Origin of the sequence: Pseudomonas sp. NPDC087803, assembly GCF_044742995.1 — a bacterium.
Taxonomy (GTDB): Bacteria; Pseudomonadota; Gammaproteobacteria; order Pseudomonadales; family Pseudomonadaceae; genus Aquipseudomonas.
Genome location: NZ_JBIUVO010000055.1, coordinates 12,140 through 35,477, shown reverse-complemented (window position 1 = coordinate 35,477; position 23,338 = coordinate 12,140). Strand labels below are relative to the sequence as shown.

The following is a 23,338-nucleotide window of genomic DNA, read 5'->3' as shown; positions in this document are numbered from 1 at the left end:
GCCCTTTGCGCACGTCGATCTCCACGTTCGGATCGGTGTACGGGCCCGAGGTGTCGTAGACGGTGACCGGCGCGTTGATTTCGCCGCCGAAGTCGGTCGGGGTCACATCGAGGGTGATTTCGCGCATCGGCACGCGGATATCCGGGCGCGAGCCCTGAACGTAGACTTTTTGCGAACGGGTGAACGGCTTGACCGATTGCTCGTCGACCTTGGCCGAGTCACTCAGGTTGATCGCGTTTTTTGCTTTTGTCGTCATCACGGGCTCTCCAGACAGCATCCAGGCAGTGGATTGTCGGAGCAGAACCTGAAAGGCACGGACGCACCAGGACTGGTGCTGTGCATCGTCGTCGAGCGTTCGATTGTCGAACAATTTCCCGGACGAAGCACAAGAGGACTCGCCGGGTGACGAGAAATCTTGTTCCCTACGCAGGCGCTAACCTGATCAGGTTCAACGGGATCCGAAATTATTCGATCTCAGCCTCATAGCAAGGCACCCCGACAAGAACCCGGCCAGTCTAGACACAACCGGCAAAGAACGCCAACACCGCAGCAAACACCGTGATGAATGGCGTAATTAGCGGGACTTGCAGGATTGTTGCCGCACGTTTGCACATCTACACTCGCTGTGCCTCGCGCGCCTTGACGCTGCGGGGGCCGCGCCGTAGCCTTGGCGCGCACATTATTTCCATAATATTTTTGCTAGGGATCGCCTCATGCTGCGCAAACTTTCACTGGCTCTTGCCGTGTCTTGTGCGTCCAACGCAATGGCCTGGGCAGCAGAAGCGCCCTTGTCGACCAAAACCGATCTGGTCAGCGTCTATCAGGAAGCGGTCGACAACAACGCCGATCTGGCCGCCGCCCGCGCCCAGTACGGCGCTCAGAAAGAAGTGGTGCCCCAGGCCCGTGCCGGCCTGCTGCCGAATCTCTCCGGCGGTGCCGAAGTGGCGGATGTGCGCACCTCGATCGACCAGCCTTCGGCGATCGCCAACCGCAGCGCGCATTCTTATCAGGCGACCCTGGCCCAGCCATTGTTCCGCGCCGACCGCTGGTTCCAGTACCAGGCAGCCAAGGACGTCAACGAGCAGGCCGCATTGCAACTCTCGGCCACCGAACAGAACCTGATCCTGCAATCGGCCGAAAGCTATTTCAACGTGCTGCGCAGTCAGGACAACCTGGCCTCGACCAAAGCTGAAGAAGCCGCGTTCAAGCGTCAGCTCGACCAGTCCAACGAGCGCTTCGATGTCGGCCTGTCGGACAAGACCGACGTCCTGCAATCGCAGGCCAGCTACGACACCGCGCGCGCCAACCGGATCGTTGCCCAGCGTCAGGTCGACGATGCCTTCGAAGCGCTGATCACTCTGACCAACCGTCAGTACAACTCGATTCAGGGCATCGTCCACACGCTGCCAATCCTGCCGCCGATGCCAAATGACGCCAAGGCCTGGGTCGACACCGCGGGCAAACAGAACCTCAATCTGCTGGCGAGCAACTTCGCGGTCAGCTCCGCCGAACAGACCCTCAAGCAGCGCAAGGCCGGTCACCTGCCAACCCTCGATGCCGTGGCCAAGTACGAAAAGGGTGACAACGACGCCCTCGGCTTCGCCAACCCGAACGCCTTCGGCACCCCGTACAGTGGCAACGTCGAGCAAAGCACCCTGGCCCTGCAACTGAACATCCCGATCTACAGCGGCGGGCTGACCAGCTCGCAAGTGCGCCAGTCCTATGCGCAACTGGATCAGAGCGAGCAACAGCGCGAATCCCTGCGCCGGCAAGTGGTGGAAAACACCCGCAACCTGCACCGCGCGGTGAACACCGATGTCGAGCAGGTGCAGGCGCGTCGCCAGTCGATCATCTCCAACCAGAGTGCGGTGGAAGCCACGGAAATCGGTTATCAGGTCGGTACGCGCAACATCGTCGACGTGCTCGACGCCCAGCGTCAGCTGTACACCTCGGTGCGCAACTACAACAACACCCGCTACGACTACATCCTCGACAACCTGCGTTTGAAGCAGGCGGCGGGGACGTTGAATCCGGGTGACTTGCAGGACCTGGCGCGCTATCTGAAGGCCGACTACAACCCGGACAAGGACTTCCTCCCGCCGGACCTGGCCAAGGCAGCCGAAGCGCAGCTCAAGGCGCGGCCTTAAGCCTTAAAGCAAAAGATCGCAGCGTGCCGCAGCTCCTACAGGAAAATGCATTCCAATTGTAGGAGCTGCGGCACGCTGCGATCTTTTTGCTTTTGGGTGTGCTGACTTACTTGATCAACCTGTCCAACCCATCCAGCAACCGCTGCAACGCCCCCTGATTGCGGCGCATCACCGCCAGCCCGGCCTCGGCCATGCGTTGCGCATCGCGGGGCAATTCGAACAGGCGCTGCACTGCCACCGCCAGCCCTTCGGCATCATCCACTTCGGCCAACGCCCCGGCCTCGCGCAACTGGGCGGCGATGTCGAGGAAGTTGAACAGGTGCGGGCCGCTGATCACCGGTTTGGCCAGTGCCGCCGGTTCCAGCAGGTTATGCCCGCCATTCGGCACCAGGCTGCCACCGACGAAAGCGCTGTCAGCCAACGCATAGAGAAACAGCAACTCGCCCATGGTGTCGCCGAGCAGCACAGCAGTGTCCGCTTCGACATTGCCAGCACTCGAACGGCGCACCGTGGCAAAGCCTTCACGCTGGCACAGCTCGAATACCGAGTTGAAGCGCTCGGGATGGCGTGGCACCAGAATCAGCAAGGCATTCGGGTAGTTCGCCAGCAGCCGGCGATGGGCGCTGAGCACCACTTCGTCTTCGCCTTCGTGAGTGCTGGCGGCGATCCACACCGGGCGCTCCAGCGCTTTCCACTGACCGCGCAGTTCATTGGCGCGCTGCAGCAGTTGCGGATCGATCGTCAGGTCGAACTTGATCGAGCCAGTAACCTCGACCGTCTGCGGGCGCGCGCCGAGATCGCGGAAGCGCTGGGCTTCGGCCTCGGTCTGCACCGCGAAAAAACTCATCTCCGCGAGCATCGGCGCGGTCAGTTTGCTGAAACGGCCATAGCCTCGGGCCGAGCGCTCGGACAACCGACCATTGGCCAGCGCTACCGGAATCCCGCGTTTGGCGCACTGATGAATGTGGTTGGGCCACAGTTCGGTTTCCATGATCACCGCGAGTTTCGGCTGCGCCCGATCAAGAAAGCGCGCTGCTGCGCACGGCAAGTCGTACGGCAGATAGCAATGCTGGATGCGCGGTTCGCCGGCGAACAACGCCTGAATCCGTTCCGATCCGGTCGGGGTCATGCAGGTCACGGTGATCGGCAGCTGTGGATAGCGTTGCAGCAAGGCGCGGATCATCGGTGCCGCGGCGATGCTTTCGCCCACCGACACCGCGTGCACCCAGATCCCGCCGGGTTGCAGTGGTGGCATCCCGCAGGAGAAGCGCTCTCCAATCCGTTTGGCATACGCCGGGGCCTTGCGCGAGCGCAGCCACAGCCGAATCGCCACCAATGGCAGCCCCAGGTAAAACAGCGCGGTGTAGAGAGTTCTATTCATGGCGGCGGAGTTTATCGACTTTTGTCGCCGATCGCCCGCAAGTGCACGGCAAAACGCTCAGCCAGCCAGCGCGCCGCCGGGCCGAGGGGCTCATCCCGGCGCCAGACCAGTTCCACCACCAATGCCGGCGGGGTCCATTCACTGTCCAGTTCAACCATCAAACCCTGATACGCCGAATACTGCACCACATGCCGGGGCAGCCAGGCCCAACCGAGATCGCGCACCAGCCATTCGGCCATCACATAGAAACTGTCGGCGCGCCACACCTGCGGGCTGGCCGGTTCGTTGCCGGGATAGACGCTGGTCTGCGTCGACATCAGCAATTGCCGATGCTGCGCCAGTTGCTGGCAGGTGACGTAGGACTGCGTCGCCAGCGGATGGTTGATGCCGCAGACCGTGACCATTTCCACCCGGCCCAGCACCCGCCGTTCCAGCGCTTCGGGGATTTCGTCGTGATAGAACAGCAGGCCGAGATCGGCGCGGCGCTCGACCAGTTTGCGGGCGACTTCACCTTGGGCGGCGCTGGTCAGTTGCACTTCGAGGCTGGGAAATTGCTCGGCCAGCGCATCGAAGCTTTCCACCAGTGCCTGATACGGCATCGCTTCATCCTGCGCCACGCGCAACTGCGCTTCCTGGCCGCGCATCATCGCCATCGCCCGACCGTTCAGACGCGCGCACTGGCGCAACACTTCGCGTGCCTCTTCGAGCAGTGCTTCACCCGCTTCGGTGAGCCGGGGTTGGCGACCGCTGCTACGCTCGAACAGGCTGACACCCAAATCGTCTTCCAGCATGGCAATCGCACTGCTGATTGCCGACTGTGCCTTGCGTTGCTGACGCGCCACGGCAGAAAACGAGCGTTGTTCGGCGACGCTGACGAAGGCGCGCAGTTGTTCCAGATTCCACTGGGTATTCATGCTGCAACCCATCTTCAAAACAGATAGGTAATGACTTTACCCCATCTGACGAGCGACTAGAATGCCGCCTCAGCAAGCAATGTTTTACATGAGGATCTACACATGAACGCCTACGCCTTCCTGGCTATCGCCATCTGCGCCGAAGTGATCGCCACCGTTTCGATGAAAGCGGTCAAAGGCTTGAGCACCCCGCTGCCGCTGATTCTGGTGATCGTCGGCTACGGGATCGCCTTCTGGATGCTGACGCTGGTGGTGCGCACTGTGCCGGTGGGAGTCGCCTACGCCGTGTGGGCGGGCATGGGCATCGTCATGGTCAGCGTCGCGGCGCTGTTCATTTATGGGCAGAAGCTGGACGTGCCGGCAATGCTCGGGATGGCGTTGATTGTGCTCGGCGTGGTGGTCATCCAGTTGTTCTCGAAAACTGCCGGGCATTGATTTGACGTAACGCAAATCCCAGTGGGAGCGGGCTTGCTCGCGAATACGGTGTATCAGACAACATTTCTGTTAATTGACACAGCGCATTCGCGAGCAAGCCCGCTCCCACATTTGGTTTTGCATCTGCCCTGTTGATCATCGACAAATCCCGCGCTTTGCCGAGTCTGTATACTGCGCCCTCGTCTTGAACACTGAGGTCGTCGCATGCCATCCGTTATTTCCACCGACGTTCTGATTGTCGGCGCTGGTGTCGCCGGCCTCTGGCTGAATGCGCGTCTGCGCCGCCAGGGTTTTTCGACCGTGCTGGTGGAAAGCGCCAGCCTCGGCGGCGGGCAGAGTGTGAAGTCGCAGGGCATCATCCACGGCGGCGCCAAGTATGCGTTGCACGGCGCGCTGACCGGCGCCTCGGAAGCCATCGCCGACATGCCGCGCCGCTGGCGTGAAGCTCTGGCCGGCAATGGCGAGCTGGACCTGTCCGGCGTGCGTCTGCTGTCCGAAGCGCATTACCTGTGGTCGCCCGGCACCCTCGCCGGCAACCTCACCAGTTTCTTCGCCAGTAAAGCCGTGCGCGGCCGGGTCGATCAGGTCAAGGGCGAACAACTGCCGCCGGCCCTGCAAGATAAGCGCTTCAAGGGCAAGGTCTACCGCCTCGCCGAACTGGTGGTCGACGTGCCGAGCCTGATCCAGCGCCTGGCCGATCTGGCCGGTGACGGTCTGCTCGCCGGGCAAACCATCGAGCCGTTGCTCGAAGCCGGTGTGCTGGTCGGCCTGAAAGTCGACGGCCGCGAGATTCGTGCTCAGCGCATCGTCCTGAGTGCCGGTGCCGGCACTGCCCGGTTGCTGGAAGACCTGGGCCTGACCCATCCGCAGATGCAACGCCGGCCGCTGCACATGATCATCGCCAAAGGCCCAAGCCTGAAGCCGCTGTACGCCCACTGCCTGGGCGCCGGCACCAAGCCGCGCATCACCGTCACCACCCACCCGGCCGCTGATGGCAACTGGGTCTGGTACCTGGGCGGCGACATTGCCGAAAGCGATGGCGTGGCCCGCGAGCCGGCAGACCAGATCGCCACCGCGCAGAAAGAGCTCGGCCAGTTGTTGCCATGGATCGACTTGAGCCAGGTGCAATGGGCGACCTTGCGCGTGGATCGCGCCGAGCCGCTTCAAACCGGTCTGAGCCGTCCGGACAACGCCTTCCTCGCCGAGCAGGGTCGTCTGCTGGTGGGCTGGCCGACCAAACTGGCGCTGGCACCGGACTTCGCCGACCGCGTTATTGCCTCGCTGCAGCGCGACGGCATCCAGCCGCAACCGACCGAGCCGTTGCCGGCATTGCCAAAACCACCGATGGGCGTACCGGCCTGGGAGCAATTGTTGCCATGAGCGTCCCTACCCTGCACGAACTGCATCGCCCCTTGGGCAGCACCGGCCTGATGGTTTCACCGCTGGGCCTGGGCACAGTCAAACTCGGCCGCGACCAAGGGGTGAAATACCCCAACGGCTTCCAGATTCCCGACGATGACGCCGCACGCCTGCTGCTCAATCAGGCCAAAGGGCTGGGCATCAACCTGATCGACACCGCACCGGCCTATGGCCGTAGCGAAGAACGCCTCGGCCCGCTGTTGCGTGGCCAGCGGCAGGACTGGGTGATTGTCAGCAAGGTCGGCGAAGAGTTTGCCGACGGTCTGTCGCGCCATGACTTCAGCGCGGCGCATACGCGGATGTCGGTCGAGCGCAGCCTGCAACGTCTTGAAACCGATTTTATCGACCTGGTGCTGGTGCACTCCGACGGCAACGACCTGGCGATCCTTGAGCACGAAGAGGTCTACGCCACCCTCGCGGCGCTGAAGGCCGAGGGCAAGATTCGCGGCTTCGGCTTCTCCGGCAAAACCGTCGAGGGCGGCCTCAAGGCGCTGGAGCAAGGGGACTGCGCGATGGTCACCTACAATCTGAACGAACAGAACGAGAAGACAGTCATTGACTATGCTGCTGCCCACGGCAAAGCCATTCTGGTGAAAAAAGCCCTGGCCAGCGGTCATGTATGCCTGAGTCCGGGCGTCGACCCGGTGCGCGCCAGCTTCGAGTTGTTGTTCCAGCAGCCCGGCGTGGCCAGTGCTATTGTCGGAACGATCAATCCGCTGCACCTCGCCCATAACGTTGCGACCGTTGCCCAGGTCCTCCGTGGTCACTGACGCCGCCTCGCGGCCTTAAGCAGGAGCCGACATGCCGCGCACGCTCATCAGAAAGAACCCGAGCAACTTCAAGACGCTGCCGCTGTTCGTCGAGGCCACGCCCGAAGGCCTGACGTATCAGAGCGTCGGCATGCCACTGAATTTCGCCCAGACCCTGCAGCGGCGCAAACCGGTGAGCGTGGCGGATGCCGAGCGCTTCGCGGTGGAACTGGCCAACCTCGGGGTCTCGGTGCGCCTGACCCTGCATTGGCAGAATCGCGATTACTGGGTGCTGGTACGCCAGCGCCGGCAGGATCGTGGAGACGTCGTACTCAAGCTGATTTCCGGTTACGTACCTGCTCAAGAACTGAACATCCCGTTGCACACGGCGATTCAGGAAATCGCCGAAGAGTGTCTGCTGGAAACCCCCGAAGGCTGGCTCGGCGGACGCTTCAACGACACCTGGCTACCGGCGCCCTACTCGTCCGCCCTGCATTATCGCGAGGCCCTGCCGTTTCGCCTGACGCCGCAGTCCGGTTCGGCGCGGCCGGTGCGCTGCGCCAATCTGCAATTGCTCGAACGACCACGGGCGTATGTGCATTTGCCGACGGCATCGCTGCAACTGATTTATGACTTGCGCCTGGATGTGCCCAAGGAAGCCAAATCCCTGAGTCTGTTTCATGTCGATGAACGGCTGGAGGGTGATCAACTGGTGGCACGGCTGGACCGCAAGCGCCCCGATCTGTATTTGATGCCGCTGCAGGACGGCGAACCGCTGGCCGAGCTGTATACCTTGAAGAAAGGTCAGCTGTCGCCGGCAGGCACGCGCGGTCTGTATCTGGCCGAAAGCTTCGCCAGACAGGATGGCTGGCTGGTGCGGGACGAGCGGATTCGCTGGAAGGACTGGTTGCGCCAACAAGGCCTGACGCCCCCGGAGAAACCTACAGGGCTGGCGCGCTTGCGCGGCAAGGCCAGGCAATTGCTGAAGAAAATCGTACCGCGCAAGAAAGTCAGTTCCTGAAAAGCAAAAGATCGCAGCCTCCGGCAGCTCCTACATTGGAATGCATTTCCCTGTAGGAGCTGCCGGAGGTTCGGGCCGCGTGCGGACGATCTTTTGGCTTTATTGACCGCGGATTTTTTCCACGATCGCGGTGGTCGAGCTGTTTTCCACCAGACCCAGCACTTTCACCGTCCCACCGTAAGCCTTGACGATGTCGGCGCCGACCACCTGGTCGATACCGTAATCACCGCCCTTGACCAGCACATCCGGCTTGACCTCGCGCAGCAGGTTTTCCGGGGTGCCTTCCGGGAAGCTGATCACCCAGTCCACCGCACCGAGGCCGGCGAGTACCGCCATGCGTCGGTCGACGCTGTTGATCGGACGTCCCGGCCCTTTCAGGCGGCTGACCGAGGCGTCATCGTTGATCGCCACGATCAGACGGTCGCCCTGGGCGCGCGCCTGCTCGAGGTAGGTCACGTGCCCGGCATGCAGAATGTCGAAGCAGCCATTGGTGAAGACGATGCGCTCGTTATGCGCACGGGCATCGGCCACTGCCAGCACCAGTTGCTCCAGACCCAGCACACCACGCTCCGAACCTTCCTCACGCTGGATCGCGCGGCGCAGCTCCGGGGCGCTGATCGCCGCGGTACCGAGCTTGCCGACCACGATGCCGGCCGCCAGGTTGGCCAGCGCCACCGCGTGCGGCAGTTCTTCACCGGCAGCAATCGCCGCCGCCAGGGTGGAAATCACCGTGTCGCCGGCACCGGTCACGTCGAACACTTCGCGGGCACGGGCCGGCAGGTGCAGCGCCGGATGCTCCGGGCGCAGCAGGGTCATGCCGTGCTCACCACGGGTGACCAGCAGCGCGCCGAGCTCGAGATCGTGCATCAGTGTCGCGCCCTTGCTCACCAGCTCGTGCTCATCGGCGCAACCGCCGACGATGGCTTCGAATTCGCTGAGGTTCGGCGTGATCAGACTGGCGCCACGGTAGATCGAAAAATCCTTGCCCTTGGGATCGGCCAGCACCGGAATGCCTTTGGCCCGGGCCGCCTGAATCAAGGCCTGATGGTTTTTCAACGCGCCTTTGCCGTAGTCCGACAGCACCAGCACCTTGATGCCTTCGAGCAGATCGTCGACCTGCGAGGCCAGGGCCAGCGAATCGGTGGCAAACGGTTCTTCGAAGTCGATACGCAGCAATTGCTGGTGCCGGCTCATGACCCGCAGCTTGACGATGGTCGGCTGATGCGCAATGCGCTGGAACAGTGCACGCACGCCCGCACCCTTGAGACTGTTGCTCAGGCTATCGGCGGCTTCGTCGTCACCGGTCACACCGACCAGCGACGCCGGCGCACCCAGCGCGGCAATGTTCAAGGCAACGTTGGCAGCACCGCCCGGGCGGTCTTCGATTTGCTCGACTTTTACGACCGGAACCGGTGCCTCAGGGGAAATCCGTGAGGTTCCACCATGCCAGTAACGGTCGAGCATGACATCGCCGACCACCAAGACTGGGGCTTGATCGAATCGCGGCATGGACAACTTCATGGAGCAACCCACATACAAAATGAACAGGGGCGCGATATTAACACAGGGTTGGCGCAGGCTTGAGTGCCGCCTGCAACAGGATGAAACAGTGAGTTTTTTTGCTCACTTTTTGAGCACCAGCGCCGCCAACTGTCCACAGGCTTGCGGTAACTCCAGGTCTTCGGTGTCGATCTGCCACTCGGCCGTCAACGGCGGCTCGCAAGGACGCAGGTGCAGTTCGAGGGCATTGGCCAGGGTCGGCTTGCCGGCGCCGGAAAATCCGGTCAGCCACAGACAGCGCGGGTGTTGCGCCTTGAGCGCGGCCCGGGCCTGATGCGACAGCGCCAGGCCAAAAGGGCGAATCGCGAGCGTTGCAAACGGCAGTGACCGGGACTCATTCATAACCAAGCAACTCGTAATCACGCCGATAGACCCGACGCACCAGACGCCGGGTGCGCACCGAACAAAACTCCCGTGCCGGCAGCGTTTGCCGTTCCCGCGAGCCGTTGACGTGAGGCAATTGACGGGTGAGCCGCAACTGCTCGCAGACCAGAGTAAAGTCCCGCGCCAGGTGCTCCTGATAGCCGACGAAGTCCAGCGCCAGATGCCCCAGCGAGTCCGTCAGAAAGTCAGTCTGCGCCGCGAAGTGCAGTTGCCGGGCAATCGTTTCCGGATGCAGCCAGCGCGCGACAAAATCGTCGAAGTCGCGGTACTGCCTGACCAGTTGCTGGGCGGCGTGATCACGCTCGCTCAACGCATTGCCGCGCAGGAAGGCGTAGGCCGAATAGGCGCGCTCCAGCGGATCACGCACGAAAGCGAACTTGAACGTGTTCGCGAATTGCTCGGGGAATTGCTCTTCGTACCAGTACAACGGCAAATGCCCGGGGCGCCAGCCGTCGAACAGCGCCGTGCAAACGCTGCTGCCCGCGCATTTGGGGACGTGGATGAACAGACAGGAACGCTGCTGGAAGGCATGGGGAAATGTCAGGTTGGCCGACATTGATTTGTTCACCACCTGCCGATCGACCACCGACAGTCGCCCGAGCAGAAAGGCCCGCTGCGGCTTGGGCAGCAGTTTCCAGAGATAGCGTTGCAACATGAGAGTACCCGCGCGACGGGGATGACCCCCTCGATGAATGTCAGAGTTCGTTGAGGAACCTTAACAAGCGCGGTGTCCGGTTTTATTCCGGTTTGGTCAAGAAGGGTAAAGGTCTGGATACAAACGACTGTGGGAGCGAGCCTGCTCGCGATAGCGGGTGAACATTCGACACGGACGTCGTCTGTTGCAGCGCTTTCGCGAGCAGGCTCGCTCCCACAGGGCAGGGCCTGGAATCAGGCGATGTTTTCGGCCGGGGCATCGAGGCCCATGGCGTTGAGGCGCGCGTAGTAGCCGTTTTGCGCCAGCAACTGGTCGTGAGTGCCGCGCTCGACGATGCGGCCCTGATCCATGACCAGAATCAGGTCGGCCTTCTCGATGGTCGACAGGCGGTGCGCAATCACCAGCGTGGTGCGGCCCTTCATTACCTGATCCAGTGCCGCCTGAATGTGCCGCTCTGATTCCGTGTCGAGTGCCGAGGTGGCCTCGTCGAGGATCAGCAGCGGCGCATTCTTCAGCAGTGCACGGGCAATCGCCAGACGCTGGCGCTGGCCACCGGACAGCAAGACGCCGTTCTCGCCGACCTGGGTGTCCAGGCCTTGCGGCAGCTGCGAAATGAAGTCCATCGCGTAGGCATCACGTGCGGCTTTCTCGATGTCTTCGCGCGGCGCACCAGCCAGATCACCATAAGCGATATTGTTGGCCACGGTGTCGCTGAACAGGGTGACGTGCTGGGTCACCTGAGCGATATGACGACGCAGATTGAGCAGTTTGTACTGTTCGACTTCTACGTCGTCGATGAGGATTTCGCCCTTGTCGTGGTGATAGAAGCGCGGAATCAGGTTGGCCAGCGTCGACTTGCCGCTGCCCGAACGCCCGACCAGTGCCACCATCTGCCCCGGCTGGACCGAGAAGCTGATGTCGTCCAGCACCTGACGTTCGGTGCCCGGGTAGGTGAAGCTCAGGTTGCGCACGTCCAGACGACCGCTCACCGAATCGCGCTCGACCGTACCGGTATCGACTTCCGGCTCGACGTCCAGCTGTTCGAAGATGCTTTCGGCACCGGCCACGCCTTTCTGGATGGTCGAGCTGACTTCGGACAATTGACGGATCGGCTTGGGCAGCAGGCCCGCCAGGGTGATGTAGGCCACCATGTCACCGGCCGAGGCGTCGCCGCGCAGGAACAGCACCAGGAACATCAGCACCGCCATGGCGGTGTAGATCACCAGTTGCAGCATCGGCGTATAGATCGCACCGGTGCGAGTCATGCGCAGTTGCTTGTCGGTATTGCTCTGGCTGGCGTTGAGGAAGCGCTGCTCTTCGTAGGCCTCGCCACCGAAGCTGCGGACCACGCGATAGCCCTGGATGGTTTCCGAGGCGACGTGGGTCACGTCACCCATGGCCAGTTGGATCTTCTTGCTCTGCTTGCGGAATTTCTTGCTCGCGGTACGCACCATCACGGCGATCAGCGGCAGGATCGCGACCATTACCAGGGTCAGCTTCCAGTTCATGAACAGCAGCGAGGCGAACAGGAAGATCACCGTCATGCCTTCACGGATTACGACCTTGATCGCATCTGTTGCCGCCCCCGTGACCATGGTCACGTTGAAGGTGATACGCGAAATCAGATGACCGGAGTTATGCTTGTCGAAATAGCGGTTAGGCAGCACCAGCAGGTTGTTGAACAACTGCACGCGCAAGTCATGCACCAGGCCCAGGGAAACCTTGGCCAGAAAGTAGTTGCCCAGATAGGAACCCAGCCCCTGCCATGCGGCGATCAGGATGATCAGCAGCGGTACGGCCTGCAGCAGTTGCAGGTCACGCAGGTACGGCACGGAAGGGAACAGCACCGCTTCAGGGTTGGACAGGCCATCGACAAAGTACTTGAGGATGTAGCCAAGCATTGGCTGCGTCGAGGCGAAAATCAGGAAGCCGACGATGCTGATCAGGAACAGACTGATGTACGGCCGGACGTAGCCGAGCAGGCGGAAGTAGATTTTCAAGCTCGAAGGGCTTGCGGCGGGACTGGAGTCGGTCATATCACGCGAAAGTCGATAAAAAGGACGCTGACTTTAGCACAGCTTCTTCAGGGTTCTGGCAATCGGCGAAAGGCTGTTATTGTTATGCACCTTTTCTGCACCAAATAGCCATCATCCGAATGGTCGATCAACTTCAGGAATGAATCTCACAGCATGCAACTTCGCGGCTTCAGCAGTACGTCCAGTCGGATTTTCGATTTCATCAGCCTGTGGATACTTCCCACCGGCTATTTCCTGCTCCTGTGCGCGCTGTTCTTTTTGCCGGGCCGAAGCCTGCATCACAAGCTGTTCTACGGACTGTTCAGCATTCCGACACTGATCGCCCTGTGCCTGCGCCCGCGCGAGCTCAAGGAGCTGCTGCGCGAGCCGGTGTTCATCGCGGTCCTGCTGTTCGCCGCCTGGGCGTTGCTCAGCCTCGCCTGGGGACCTGGGGCCGAGTCTTTCGGCAGCATGTTCAAGCCGCCACTGCACACCTTGCTGCTGTTTGCCGGCTGCTACCTGCTGGTGCGCTACCGCAGCGACATCCTGCAACCCTTGCTGTTCGGCGCGGCGCTGGTGGCCCTGATCGCCACCGCGGTTTTCCTGATGATGTTCGCCCGGGTCTATGAGCCGGGGATGCGCCTGATCGGCGGCGGTGCCTTCGACAATCCCTTGCTCAGCTCGCACCTGTTCGGCTTCTTCAGTGCCTATTGGCTGAGTGTGACCATGACCTGCAAACGCCGCCAGATGATGTGGCTCAGCGTACCAGCGATGGCAATCATGTTCATGGCCGTGATCGGCACCGGGTCCCGGACGCCGCTGGTGGCATTGACCATGGCTGCGCTGTGGCTGTGCTTCATCTGCTGGAACCGACGCTCGGTGGGATTGCTGATCGCGCTGGCCCTGAGCGGCGTGGCGGTCGTCACGATTTTCTCGCAGATGATCATTGAACGTGGCGACTCCTACCGGCTGGAAATCTGGCAGAAAGTGCTGCACATGATTGCCGATCATCCATGGATCGGTCATGGCTACAGCGCCAGCCTTGCCGTAGACCCCGGTAATGGCATCAGTTTTCAGGAACCGCACAGCTTCATCCTGGGTGTGCTGTATTACGTCGGCATCATCGGCTTGCTGCCATGGCTGTTTTTCCTTGGCTGGGCCCTGCTGAGCAGCTGGCGCCAGCGCGTGCAGCCACTACTGATCATTGCCTCGACCTGGCTGATTTTCGGTATCGGCGCAGGCCTGACCGAAGGCGGCGGGATCATTTCAAGGCCCAAGGAGCACTGGTTCCTGCTGTGGATCCCGCTGGCACTGATTGCGGCGCTGAGCATTAATCAACGCGCGCGACGCCTGCTGACCCAGCCGGTGCAAAAGCTGAGCGCTGCCGACCTCGAGCAAATGAGCAGCGCCGCACAGGTCATCGAGGAGGACGGCCTGGGCCCGAAGGTCCTGCGTCTGACCGATGGCAGCTTCCTCAAACTGTTCCGCCGTCGCCGCTGGTACACCTCCGGCAGTTTCAACCCCTACTCCGAACGTTTCGCGGTCAACAGTGAACAACTGCGCCAGATGGGCATTCCCACCCCGCAAGTGTTGAACCTGTACCGTCTCGACGATGGCAGCAGTGCTGTGCATTACGCACCGTTGCCGGGCCACACCCTGCGCCAGGTGCTGCAGAGCATCACGGCGCCAGCGGTGCGCCAGGCGCTGGTGGAGCGCTTCGGCAAATTCATGGCGCAACTGCACGAGAAAGGCGTTTATTTCCGCTCGCTGCACCTGGGCAACGTGCTGGTACTGGAAGATGGCGAGTTCGGTCTGATTGATCTGGCCGACCTGCGCATCTACCCTACGCCGCTCAGTCTGTCACTGCGCCAGCGTAATTTGCGCCATATGCAACGATACACAGTGGACAAACGCTGGTTGTTCGAGGACCACCTCGATGCGTTGCTCCAGGGATACGCCGTGACGGCGTCTAAATCTGCGGTTGAAAACCTGCACAGGCAAGTGCTGGCCGGCAACGCCCCGGCCCGAGTTCAGTGATGATCGAAACTAATCCTATATTGGCGCTGGCCGCCTATCTGCTGGCCATCGTCACCTCCGCCCTGTTGTTGCGTGCGGTGCCGAAAATCGCTCGACACCTGCAGCATTCCGGCGAAAGCCGTTATGCCAGCATTGATGGCCTGCGCGGCTATCTGGCGTTTGGCGTCTTCGTCCACCACTCGATCATCACCTGGATCTTCTTGCGCACCGGAGTGATCGACTTCCCGCCGAGCAACTTCTATTCGATGCTCGGCCAGGGCAGCGTCGCGCTGTTCTTCATGATCACCGGGTTTCTGTTCTGGAGTCGCCTGCTCGCGCAGGGACGCAACCATGACTGGCTGGCGTTCGGTGTCTCACGGGTATTTCGCCTGTATCCGCTGTACCTGCCGCTGATGCTGCTGGTGTTCGCTTCGGTCTTTCACTTGCAGAACTGGCAATTGAAAGAGCCTGGCCTGGAGCTGTTCAAGCAGGTCCTCGCCTGGCTGACGTTCGACCGCCCGGACATCAATCAGTACCGCCACTCCGGCATGCTGATATCCAATGTCACATGGACCCTGGCCTATGAAGTGTTCTTCTACCTGGCACTGCCATTGGCCGCACTGGTGTTCATCTACCGTGGCAGCTGGTTGCAAGTGGTGCTGTGCCTGATCGGCATCTACGCGCTGTACCAGGTCATCGGTTGGGAGCATTCGCTGAAGAAGCACTTTCTGGCGAGCTTCCTCGGCGGCATTGCCGCGGCCTACTGGATTCGTCGGCCGGCGCTCGTGGCATGGAGCCAGTCACGCCTGGCGAGCATCATCGCCGTGCTCGCCCTGGTGATCGCCTTCACCGCGTTCAATCGGGCGTTCAAGACCGCTCCGCTGTTTTTACTGACGCTGTTTTTCGTGATCGTGGCGTCCGGCAACAATCTGTTCGGCGCGCTGAAGCCGCGCAGCATTCGCTGGCTCGGCGAGATCAGCTACAGCACCTATCTGCTGCACGGTTTCGTGTTGTGGATGATGGTTCAGCGCCTGCCGCTGCTGCTCAATGTCGACGCGCGGGAAACCTCGGTGTACCTGCCATTGCTGGCAGTCTGCACGTGCTTGCTGATTCTGATCAGCAGCGTGACGTTTCTCTATATCGAGCAACCGGGCATGGCCGCCGGCAAGAAGGTATTGCAGTGGTTGCGCCAGCGCCAGAAAGGCGAAAAACGCCTGCCGGAGAAAGTCGCTCGCTAAGCGCGAGCGACCGCCGCTTCAGTCCTTTTCCAGCGGGGAAAAGAGCAAACGCCCCAATCCCCGCCAGGTCTTCTTGTTCCACGCCTTGAACGGAATCTGCGCCAGCAGCTCGCGCGCCAGCTTGCGATCGCGATTGGCGGTCTTGAGGAACATCGAATTGAGCGACTTGTAGCGGACTTCGTCGTACAGCGGATGATCGCTGAACAACGCGTAAGTGCGCAGGATGTTCTCGATCATGAAGCGATGGTTCTTGTACGAGTTGGTGGCGTGCTTGCGGTAGCGCGCCATCACCACGTTCAAACCGTCGATGAAATAGCCGGCGCGGGTGACCTTCAGCTCGATGTACAGGTCTTCAAGACGGATGGTCGGATCGAAGCCCCCCACCTTGTCCAGCGCTTCACGGCGAATCATCAGGGTCGGCGCCGGTGGATACGGCTTGCGCTCAAGGAACATGTCATCGAAATCCAGGCGTCGGAACGGCACGTCACGGCGCTGCCGCTTTTCTGGATAAAGGCTGCCGTCGGCGTGCATCAGCTCGATGTTGCCGGCACAGATCCCCACTTCAGGCTTGCCGTCCATGTACGCCACCTGGGTGGCGATGCGCTCCGGGTACATGATGTCGTCGGAGCCGAACGGCACGATCAGGCTGCCCTTCGCACGGGCGATGGCACCGTTGAGCGTGTTGGTCAGCCCCTGATTCTGTTGCACCCGAAAATCGAAGCCGTACTGCGCCTGCAACGCGCTGATGCGCTCGACGCTGTCATCCTTCGAGCCGTCATCGACCACCAGAAGTTCGATGTTCTTGTAGCTCTGGTTGAGAACGCTGAGGATGCTTTCCTCGATGTACGGGGCGTGGTTGTAGGAGGCGATGATCACCGTAACGAGCGGTTGTGCTGTGCTGATGGCGTTGACTTCGCTCACGGCTGTTGCTTCGCTCACGGCTGCTCCTTGCGGGCCTGCTCCAGGCCGGAATCGATCAGGTCCAGGTATTCCTGACGGAACACCTCGATGTCATGTTGCTCCTGCAAATAGCGGTAAGCCTGCTCTCCCTTGGCCTTGAGTTCGTCATCCGACAGCGCGAGGTAGTTATCCAGCGCGGCGACCAGACTCGGCACGTCCTTGGGCGTGATCGCCAGACCACCGGCACCTTCGATCAGCGGCAACATCGCCGGCACGTTCGAGGCAATCACCGGCAGGTGCCCGCTCATGCCTTCGAGCAACGCCAGGCCCAGACCTTCAGCCAGCGATGGCATGGTCCAGATGTCGAACGCGCGCACGTATTGCAGAGCGTTTTCCTTGAACCCCAGCAGATGCGCACGGCCACTCAGGCCCAGTTGCTCGATCTCGGCCGCCAGCGGCGCCTGCAAGCGGCCGGCACCGATGATCGCCAACTGCGTGTTCGGGTATTTGTCTTTCAGCGCGGCAAAGGCCTGCAGCAGATAGGTGTGGCCCTTGACCGACACCAGCCGCCCCAGCGCACCGATCAAACGCACATTCGGGTCGAGGCCCAGCAGCTCGCGAGCTTTTTCGCGGCTGTGTTGCAAGCCTTCGGCCTGCTCGATGTCGATGGCATTGGTGATGGCGTAGGTGTTCTGGTCGGTGAAGCCGCAATCGCAATCGAGCAGGTACTGTTTGACCGCCGGCGACACGCCGACGAAACGCCAGTGGCGGTCGATCAGACGCTGAGTCTGGCGGCGCCGGTAAAAGCGATCGTATTCACCGAAACCGTGGGAGATGCCAATGCACAGCGGCACCTTCAACCAGCGGTTGAGCGCGAGCATCATGTTCACCGGTTTGAAGCGGTTGCAGATCACCACGTCGAACTTTTCCCGGCGGCAGAACTTGTACAACTGCCACATCGCCCGCAGGCGCATGCCCTTGAGCGACTTGTCGGAAAACTCGAAGTACACCGAGTGATCGGCCCGGCTCACCGGCTCGCCCGGCCCCGGTTTGCCGCGAAGGAAAGCCGCGGTGATCTCATAGCGATCGCTCGGCAATGCCTTGACGATCTGCTCGGCAAGGTCGGCAAAGTCATGGGCTTTGACGTTGTAGTCGGGTTGCAGCTGCAACACCTTGGACCGTTGACTCATGACTCTCCCCGCTGGACGCCTGTCTCACCGTGCTGCAATAACCAGAGCAATTCCTGGCGCCTGACCGCTTTTCGAAAAAATTCGTTTTCGCCATACACCGACGACGCTCGCCCGGCCAGCACACGCTGGATAACCCGGCGCAGGCGACGTTTGAACGGCGCCGGCGGCTGCAGGTCATGCATCATGCCCAACGCCATGGCTTTGTCGCGCTGCTGCTCGATGGACAGCGGCAGGCACAGCGGCTGCATCGGCAGCGCCGAATCAAAGGCCGGCGGCAGGGCAATGCCCTGCCCGGTGTTGCCCATCGGCCAACGGTCGTTGTCATGCAGATGATTGGCGTAGCCGAGCAACGTCGGCTGCCAGTCGAGACCGTGCAGCGCCTGCAACACCGCTTGCTGGGCGTAGAGGTGATCGGGATGCGGATCGAGGGTCGGGTGCGGCAGCACGATCACCTCCGGACGTGCGCGCAGCAGCACTTCACGCAGGTCGGCCAGCAGGTTGTTCCAGGTCGGCGCGCCGTCGGCATCGCCGGGCAGAGTGAACGGATTCAACTGGCGAAACATTCGCGTGTCGCTCAAGTCCGCTTCGCGCGAGCCCTGCGCCTGATTCGGTGCGGCCTGCATCGCTGCCAGTTGCAGACAGAAGTAACCGAGCTGCACGCAATGTTCCTGCGGCACGCCGGCCCAACGCGGCACCGCGAGGCTGTCCCAGGCACGCAACCGACCCTTGAGCCGTGCTGCCTCGACCTTGTTCATGCCCATCTGTTGATAGTGTTCGGCTTCGATCTCGCCGGCGGTCAAGGTGACGATCCAGGCTTCGTCGGCCTGGCTGTACAAGCCATACGCCGCCAGCTCGGCATCGTCGGCGTGGGGTGCAATCACCATCACCCGTTGCCGGCGATAGTCCGGTTGCTCCAATGCCCACAGCACCGGCTCGCCAAAGACCCGGCAGAAGCGCCCGCGCAAGCGCAACTGGCCTTGGGCCAAGGCTTGGGCCTGACCGCTGAGGTTCAGGTAACGCAGGCCATTGACCCCGCGCTCGAAGGTTTGCGCATCGGGATTGGCGCCGCCAACCAGCTCGACGCGCGGATCGAGAAAACGACCCAGCCAGCTGCTTTTGACTTTTACCGCGAGGATCAACGTCGCTTCGTCGACCAGCATCACGCCTTCATCCAGACGCAATTGCTCGCCGCTCAAATGCACCTTCGGCTGCGGTGTGAACGGCGGAAAGCTGTATTGGTAATCATCTTTCGGCGAATAAAACAGGTGATCGGCAAACCACGCCTCGTGGGCGACCCAGCCAACCAGCGCAAGCACCAGCGGCAACCACCACGCCACCAGCACCCCGAGCGCGATCAGCACGATCAGGGCGACCAGCAAAGTCATGCGCTTGTTGCGACGATGACGCTTGAGCAGTTGCTGTTTGCGGCTCATTGGCTGACTCATACGGTGAACACCGGCACAGGATTGCACCAGCGATCCTTGTATTCACGGTCGGCGCGACCGAAGGAAAACCGCAGCGGCTTGTCCAGTGCCCGCGCATGCTCCCAGGCACTTTGCGTATTGATAAAGCTCAACACGCTGCCGGGACTGAATTCACGGGTCTCGGGATCGACGCCACCGTTGATGTACTCGACGCTGATCCACTCTGGGGCCTCAACGCGGTATACCAGTTGAATGGCGATCGGCGCATCGTTGAGGAAGATCACCGAGCCGATCAGCAACTCACGCAGCAGCTCGATGACCTCGGCCATGCGCGCCGCGCCGGTGGCCGGGAAGCCCCAGCGGCGCTGGAACAGATCGCAGTAGATCGCCGCCAGTTCGCCGCTGGAAAACTCGCCGACCGGGCGCACCACACCGCCCGCCTCTTCCAGCAGACGCAGTTCGCGGCGCTGGTTGTAGCGAAACTTCTTCGACAGTTCTTCGGGGGTGCGGGCCATGGCCAGTTGCTCGGTCTGCAACTTCATGCCGCTGAAACGGTTTTCGTTGAGCGCCGAGAGATAGCGTGCGCGGTGGCGCAGCGGCGCCTGGGCATCGGCGGCGGCCGGCAGGATCAGCTCGGCATTGCCGAGGTCGAACAGGCCTTTTTTGCCGTTGCGCTTGAGCACGTCCTTGGACAATGCCAGATCGCGGCCCCAGGTCGGGATCGCCGCTTTGACGTCACCGCCCTGCTCCCAGGCCAAATAGCGCACCGGGATGCCGGCCAGCTCGGCCAGACGCTCGACCACCAAGGGATGCGTCGCGACGCTGCCGCCAAAACGCTGCCAGGCGCTGGCATAGGTGGAGGCGTCAACGGGCGACCAGCCACGTTCGCGCCAGCCTTGAAATCGGTTGAGCATCAGCCCCTCGGTGCCAGATCGGTAACTTGCGGCAGACGCCAGAAGGTGTCGCGCACCGCACGGTCGGAGAAACGCTCACGCAGGCGATCGAGCATCAGCTCGGCGCACTGCCGGCGCTGCTGATCATCCATACCGGCCAAATGTTGCAAGCCTTGCGCTAGGTGTTCGGCATCGCCCAGCGGGAACAGAATGCCCACGCCTTCGACCACTTCCTTGGCCCCGCCACACGCAGTGGCCAGCAACGGCACACCGGCGGCCATGGCTTCGAGCAGCACCATGCCGAACGGTTCGTGATCGGAGCTCAGGGCAAACACATCGAAGGCGCGGAAGTAATTACGCGCGTCCGGCACCTGACCGAGAAACAGCACACGATCGCCGATGCCCAGCTCCCGGGCCAGCTCCTTGAGATCCTGCTCCAGACGCCCCTTGCCGAGAATCACCAGTTGACTGTTGCCCGGCAGACCGGGCAATGCCGCGGCAAAACCGTGCAGCAACGTGGCCTGATCCTTGTCCGGGTGCAGCCGCCCGACGTTGCCGACAATGAACGCATCCGCCGCCAGCCCCAAGGTCTCGCGCGCTTCGCGGGCCGACACCTGACTGGCCTGCAAAGCCGGTACGTCGATGCGGTTGTACAGGGTCTGAATGCGAGTGGACGGCCACTTCGGCAGGCAACGACGCATGTCGTCGCGTACCGCGTCGGACACGCCGAGCAGGCTCAGGCGCTTGCGGAAAATGTGCGCGAACAGCTTGCGCGTGCCGCGTTTGTAATCGTCAAACGCGTGGTGCACGCCAATCACCGGCAGCGACGTGCCGAGCAAGGCGATATAGATCGGCTTGAAGCGATGGGCGATGCAGAAACTGAAATTGCGTGAAGCGGCGATCTTGCGCAGATCGCCGATGGCGCCCAGCTTCAGGCCACGAATGGCCTTGGAGCTGTATTCCATGAACAACACTTCATCGGAAGCACACGCGGCGGCCACCTCGCTGTCGGCGGCCCCGGTCAAGAAGACCGTGGTCACCCGATAACCGGTGCCCGCGAACAGGCTGGCGTACTGCCGTGCGCAGTCGAGGAACGGCCCGTCATAGCCGTGACAGAACTGCAGCACATGGCGTTCAGCCGAGCGAGTCATAGGCGTTTGCACCCTCTTTGACCACCAGAATGTCTTCCATGATCAGGTACTGCAGATCGGAGCCGAAGAACATGTTCAGGGCGTCGGTCGGCGAGCAGATCATCGGTTCACCACGACGGTTCAGCGAGGTGTTCAGCGATACGCCGTTGCCGGTGAGGTTTTCCAGCGCCTTCATCATGTCGTAGTAGCGCGGGTTGTATTCGCGCTTCAGCACTTGGGCACGGGAAGTGCCGTCTTCGTGGACGACTTCCGGCACGCGGGTCTTCCACTCTTCCGCCACTTCGAAGGTGAAGGTCATGAACGGCGCCGGGTGATCGATCTTGATCATCTGCGGTGCAACGGTGTCGAGCATCGACGGGCAGAAAGGCCTCCAGCGCTCGCGGAACTTGATCTGATGGTTGATGCGGTCAGCCACACCGGCCACGCTCGGGCAACCGATGATCGAACGACCACCGAGCGCACGCGGACCGAACTCCATGCGGCCCTGGAACCAGGCCACCGGGTTGCCATCGACCATGATTTTGGCGATCTGCTCCGGCATGTTGTCGAGCTTGCGCCAGGTCGGCTTGTTCTCGTGACGGGCGCACGCGGCGATCACGTCTTCGTTGCTGTACGACGGGCCGAGGTAGACGTGTTCCATCTTCTCGACCGGCACGCCACGGGCGTGGGACACATAGGCTGCTGCGCCGACCGCGGTGCCGGCATCGCCGGACGCAGGCTGGACGAACAGTTCCTTGATGTCATCACGGGCGATGATTTTCTGGTTCAGCTTGACGTTCAGCGCACAGCCACCGGCGAAGGCCAGCTTGCCGGTTTCCTTGAGCACGTCGCCCAGGTAGTAGTCGATCATCTGCAACGCCAGTTTCTCGAACAGCGCTTGCATGCTCGCGGCGTAGTGGATGTACGGCTCGTCGGCGATATCGCCTTCGCGCTTGGGACCCAGCCACTCGATCAGCTTTGGCGAGAAGTAGAAGCCCTTGCCCTTCTCCTTGTAGCGACGCAGGCCGATCACGTTGGCGTAGTCGGTGTTGATCACCAGTTCGCCGTTCTCGAACGAGGCCAGACGCGAGAAGTCGTATTTGCTGGCGTCGCCGTACGGCGCCATGCCCATGACCTTGAACTCACCGTCAAGCATCTCGAAACCGAGGAACTCGGTGATTGCGCCGTATAGGCCGCCGAGGGAGTCCGGATCGAAGAATTCCTTGATCTTGTGGATCTTGCCGTTCTCGCCGTAACCGAAGAAGGTCGTGGCGTACTCGCCCTTGCCGTCGATGCCGAGGATCGCGGTTTTCTCTTTGAAACCCGAGCAGTGGTAGGCGCTGGAGGCGTGAGCCAAGTGGTGCTCGACCGGCTCGATCTTGATCTTCTTCGGATCAAAACCCAGTTGTTCCAGGCACCAGACAATCTTGTTGCGATAGCGCTTGTAGCGACGGTTGCCCATCAGGATCGCATCGAGGGCGCGATCCGGCGCGTACCAGTAGCGCTTGGCGTAGTGCCAGCGGGCCTTGCCGAACAGGCTGATCGGGGCGAACGGAATCGCCACCACGTCAACGTCGGACGGCTTGATACCGGCCTGTTCCAGGCAGAACTTCGCCGATTCGTAGGGCATGCGGTTCTTTGCATGCTTATCGCGGACGAAGCGCTCTTCTTCAGCCGCCGCCACCAGCTTGCCGTCGATGTACAAGGCGGCTGAAGGGTCATGGCTAAGGGCGCCGGACAGGCCAAGAATCGTCAATGCCACAGGGTCTAGCCTCTTTAGTCTGCATTCAGGCGCGATGCGCCTTGAAAATTGATGTGCCCTCGCACCGGGCGAGAGACAGCTAAAGGGCGGGATTATAGCGTAAAA

The 23,338-nt window shown here is 61.6% G+C and carries 18 protein-coding genes, 2 pseudogenes and 1 riboswitch; of the genes and pseudogenes, 7 read left to right on the top strand and 13 right to left on the bottom strand.

Features of this window, described 5'->3' with window-relative positions; genetic code table 11:
* Window positions 1–256, bottom strand: a pseudogene (locus ACIOUG_RS21435) (phosphomethylpyrimidine synthase ThiC); the annotation flags it as partial.
* 146 nt (window positions 257–402) lie between these two features.
* A riboswitch (TPP riboswitch) is annotated at window positions 403–508 on the bottom strand.
* A gap of 205 nt (window positions 509–713) precedes the next feature.
* On the opposite strand from ACIOUG_RS21435, the gene ACIOUG_RS21430 reads away from it, so the two are divergent.
* Window positions 714–2,147 (top strand): TolC family outer membrane protein, encoded by a 1,434-nt coding sequence (locus tag ACIOUG_RS21430; protein ID WP_401068476.1) that lies wholly within the window; start codon window positions 714–716, stop codon window positions 2,145–2,147.
* Window positions 2,148–2,253: 106 nt separating this feature from the next.
* Here ACIOUG_RS21430 and waaA read toward each other — a convergent pair whose 3' ends face one another.
* Both waaA and ACIOUG_RS21420 read right to left on the bottom strand, forming a co-directional pair.
* The gene (gene waaA / locus ACIOUG_RS21425; RefSeq protein WP_401068474.1) at window positions 2,254–3,528 is read right to left on the bottom strand and encodes a lipid IV(A) 3-deoxy-D-manno-octulosonic acid transferase; all 1,275 of its coding nucleotides are present in this window, start codon (window positions 3,526–3,528) and stop codon (window positions 2,254–2,256) included.
* Window positions 3,529–3,539: 11 nt separating this feature from the next.
* Window positions 3,540–4,442, bottom strand: a complete 903-nt coding sequence (locus ACIOUG_RS21420) for a LysR family transcriptional regulator (RefSeq protein WP_401068472.1) — start codon at window positions 4,440–4,442, stop codon at window positions 3,540–3,542.
* 102 nt (window positions 4,443–4,544) lie between these two features.
* Between ACIOUG_RS21420 and ACIOUG_RS21415 the strand changes: the two genes are divergently transcribed.
* The 4 genes from ACIOUG_RS21415 to ACIOUG_RS21400 all read left to right on the top strand — a co-directional run bounded on the left by ACIOUG_RS21415 (window position 4,545) and on the right by ACIOUG_RS21400 (window position 8,066).
* Window positions 4,545–4,877, top strand: coding sequence for a multidrug efflux SMR transporter (locus ACIOUG_RS21415; RefSeq protein WP_003221050.1), 333 nt, complete (start codon window positions 4,545–4,547; stop codon window positions 4,875–4,877).
* Window positions 4,878–5,081: 204 nt separating this feature from the next.
* Window positions 5,082–6,257, top strand: coding sequence for an NAD(P)/FAD-dependent oxidoreductase (locus tag ACIOUG_RS21410; protein WP_401068470.1), 1,176 nt, complete (start codon window positions 5,082–5,084; stop codon window positions 6,255–6,257).
* Window positions 6,254–7,066, top strand: a complete 813-nt coding sequence (locus ACIOUG_RS21405; RefSeq protein ID WP_401068468.1) for an aldo/keto reductase — start codon at window positions 6,254–6,256, stop codon at window positions 7,064–7,066. The genes ACIOUG_RS21410 and ACIOUG_RS21405 overlap by 4 nt, the downstream gene beginning before the upstream one ends.
* 31 nt (window positions 7,067–7,097) lie before the next feature.
* Window positions 7,098–8,066 (top strand): metal ABC transporter ATPase, encoded by a 969-nt coding sequence (locus ACIOUG_RS21400; protein WP_401068467.1) that lies wholly within the window; start codon window positions 7,098–7,100, stop codon window positions 8,064–8,066.
* Between the two features lie 99 nt (window positions 8,067–8,165).
* Here the strand turns inward: ACIOUG_RS21400 and hldE are convergent, their stop codons facing one another.
* The 4 genes and pseudogenes from hldE to msbA all read right to left on the bottom strand — a co-directional run bounded on the left by hldE (window position 8,166) and on the right by msbA (window position 12,701).
* A complete protein-coding gene (hldE, locus tag ACIOUG_RS21395; protein ID WP_401068465.1) occupies window positions 8,166–9,587 on the bottom strand; it encodes a bifunctional D-glycero-beta-D-manno-heptose-7-phosphate kinase/D-glycero-beta-D-manno-heptose 1-phosphate adenylyltransferase HldE in 1,422 nt (473 codons plus the stop codon).
* 207 nt (window positions 9,588–9,794) lie between these two features.
* Window positions 9,795–9,968: pseudogene (locus ACIOUG_RS21390) on the bottom strand (adenylyl-sulfate kinase); the annotation flags it as partial.
* Complete coding sequence (locus ACIOUG_RS21385; RefSeq protein ID WP_401068463.1) at window positions 9,961–10,665, bottom strand: sulfotransferase family 2 domain-containing protein; 705 nt, start codon at window positions 10,663–10,665, stop codon at window positions 9,961–9,963. The gene ACIOUG_RS21385 and the pseudogene ACIOUG_RS21390, both read right to left, overlap by 8 nt.
* A 233-nt stretch (window positions 10,666–10,898) precedes the next feature.
* On the bottom strand, window positions 10,899–12,701 hold the full coding sequence (gene msbA, locus ACIOUG_RS21380) for a lipid A export permease/ATP-binding protein MsbA (RefSeq protein ID WP_401068461.1): 1,803 nt from the start codon (window positions 12,699–12,701) through the stop codon (window positions 10,899–10,901).
* Window positions 12,702–12,854: 153 nt separating this feature from the next.
* On the opposite strand from msbA, the gene ACIOUG_RS21375 reads away from it, so the two are divergent.
* Window positions 12,855–14,717 (top strand): O-antigen ligase family protein, encoded by a 1,863-nt coding sequence (locus ACIOUG_RS21375; protein ID WP_401068459.1) that lies wholly within the window; start codon window positions 12,855–12,857, stop codon window positions 14,715–14,717.
* The gene (locus ACIOUG_RS21370) at window positions 14,717–15,934 is read left to right on the top strand and encodes an acyltransferase family protein (RefSeq protein WP_401068457.1); all 1,218 of its coding nucleotides are present in this window, start codon (window positions 14,717–14,719) and stop codon (window positions 15,932–15,934) included. Before ACIOUG_RS21375 ends, ACIOUG_RS21370 begins: the two co-directional genes overlap by 1 nt.
* 18 nt (window positions 15,935–15,952) lie before the next feature.
* Here the strand turns inward: ACIOUG_RS21370 and ACIOUG_RS21365 are convergent, their stop codons facing one another.
* From ACIOUG_RS21365 to ACIOUG_RS21340, 6 genes are read right to left on the bottom strand one after another with little or no spacing between them, the layout of a single operon-like run.
* Complete coding sequence (locus tag ACIOUG_RS21365; protein WP_401068479.1) at window positions 15,953–16,837, bottom strand: glycosyltransferase; 885 nt, start codon at window positions 16,835–16,837, stop codon at window positions 15,953–15,955.
* Window positions 16,838–16,869: 32 nt separating this feature from the next.
* The gene (locus ACIOUG_RS21360; protein WP_401068456.1) at window positions 16,870–18,024 is read right to left on the bottom strand and encodes a glycosyltransferase family 4 protein; all 1,155 of its coding nucleotides are present in this window, start codon (window positions 18,022–18,024) and stop codon (window positions 16,870–16,872) included.
* On the bottom strand, window positions 18,021–19,457 hold the full coding sequence (locus ACIOUG_RS21355) for a PIG-L deacetylase family protein (protein WP_401068477.1): 1,437 nt from the start codon (window positions 19,455–19,457) through the stop codon (window positions 18,021–18,023). The genes ACIOUG_RS21360 and ACIOUG_RS21355 overlap by 4 nt, the downstream gene beginning before the upstream one ends.
* A gap of 8 nt (window positions 19,458–19,465) precedes the next feature.
* Window positions 19,466–20,362: an antimicrobial resistance protein Mig-14 gene (locus ACIOUG_RS21350; protein WP_401068455.1), complete on the bottom strand. Its 897-nt coding sequence runs from the start codon at window positions 20,360–20,362 to the stop codon at window positions 19,466–19,468.
* A complete protein-coding gene (locus tag ACIOUG_RS21345) occupies window positions 20,362–21,492 on the bottom strand; it encodes a glycosyltransferase (protein ID WP_027611372.1) in 1,131 nt (376 codons plus the stop codon). The genes ACIOUG_RS21350 and ACIOUG_RS21345 overlap by 1 nt, the downstream gene beginning before the upstream one ends.
* Window positions 21,476–23,233 (bottom strand): carbamoyltransferase, encoded by a 1,758-nt coding sequence (locus tag ACIOUG_RS21340; RefSeq protein ID WP_007967355.1) that lies wholly within the window; start codon window positions 23,231–23,233, stop codon window positions 21,476–21,478. The genes ACIOUG_RS21345 and ACIOUG_RS21340 overlap by 17 nt, the downstream gene beginning before the upstream one ends.
* Window positions 23,234–23,338: the final 105 nt, after the last annotated feature.

Bases quoted from the DNA above. Each gene is read 5' to 3' on its own strand.
- ACIOUG_RS21400 (WP_401068467.1), top strand. From the start codon at position 7,098: ATGCCGCGCACGCTCATCAGAAAGAACCCGAGCAACTTCAAGACGCTG.
- waaA (WP_401068474.1), bottom strand. From the start codon at position 3,528: ATGAATAGAACTCTCTACACCGCGCTGTTTTACCTGGGGCTGCCATTG.
- ACIOUG_RS21360 (WP_401068456.1), bottom strand. From the start codon at position 18,024: ATGAGTCAACGGTCCAAGGTGTTGCAGCTGCAACCCGACTACAACGTC.
- ACIOUG_RS21420 (WP_401068472.1), bottom strand. From the start codon at position 4,442: ATGAATACCCAGTGGAATCTGGAACAACTGCGCGCCTTCGTCAGCGTC.
- ACIOUG_RS21430 (WP_401068476.1), top strand. From the start codon at position 714: ATGCTGCGCAAACTTTCACTGGCTCTTGCCGTGTCTTGTGCGTCCAAC.
- ACIOUG_RS21350 (WP_401068455.1), bottom strand. From the start codon at position 20,362: ATGCTCAACCGATTTCAAGGCTGGCGCGAACGTGGCTGGTCGCCCGTT.
- ACIOUG_RS21370 (WP_401068457.1), top strand. From the start codon at position 14,717: ATGATCGAAACTAATCCTATATTGGCGCTGGCCGCCTATCTGCTGGCC.
- ACIOUG_RS21385 (WP_401068463.1), bottom strand. From the start codon at position 10,665: ATGTTGCAACGCTATCTCTGGAAACTGCTGCCCAAGCCGCAGCGGGCC.
- ACIOUG_RS21375 (WP_401068459.1), top strand. From the start codon at position 12,855: ATGCAACTTCGCGGCTTCAGCAGTACGTCCAGTCGGATTTTCGATTTC.
- ACIOUG_RS21405 (WP_401068468.1), top strand. From the start codon at position 6,254: ATGAGCGTCCCTACCCTGCACGAACTGCATCGCCCCTTGGGCAGCACC.
- ACIOUG_RS21415 (WP_003221050.1), top strand. From the start codon at position 4,545: ATGAACGCCTACGCCTTCCTGGCTATCGCCATCTGCGCCGAAGTGATC.
- ACIOUG_RS21355 (WP_401068477.1), bottom strand. From the start codon at position 19,457: ATGAGCCGCAAACAGCAACTGCTCAAGCGTCATCGTCGCAACAAGCGC.
- msbA (WP_401068461.1), bottom strand. From the start codon at position 12,701: ATGACCGACTCCAGTCCCGCCGCAAGCCCTTCGAGCTTGAAAATCTAC.
- ACIOUG_RS21410 (WP_401068470.1), top strand. From the start codon at position 5,082: ATGCCATCCGTTATTTCCACCGACGTTCTGATTGTCGGCGCTGGTGTC.
- hldE (WP_401068465.1), bottom strand. From the start codon at position 9,587: ATGAAGTTGTCCATGCCGCGATTCGATCAAGCCCCAGTCTTGGTGGTC.
- ACIOUG_RS21345 (WP_027611372.1), bottom strand. From the start codon at position 21,492: ATGACTCGCTCGGCTGAACGCCATGTGCTGCAGTTCTGTCACGGCTAT.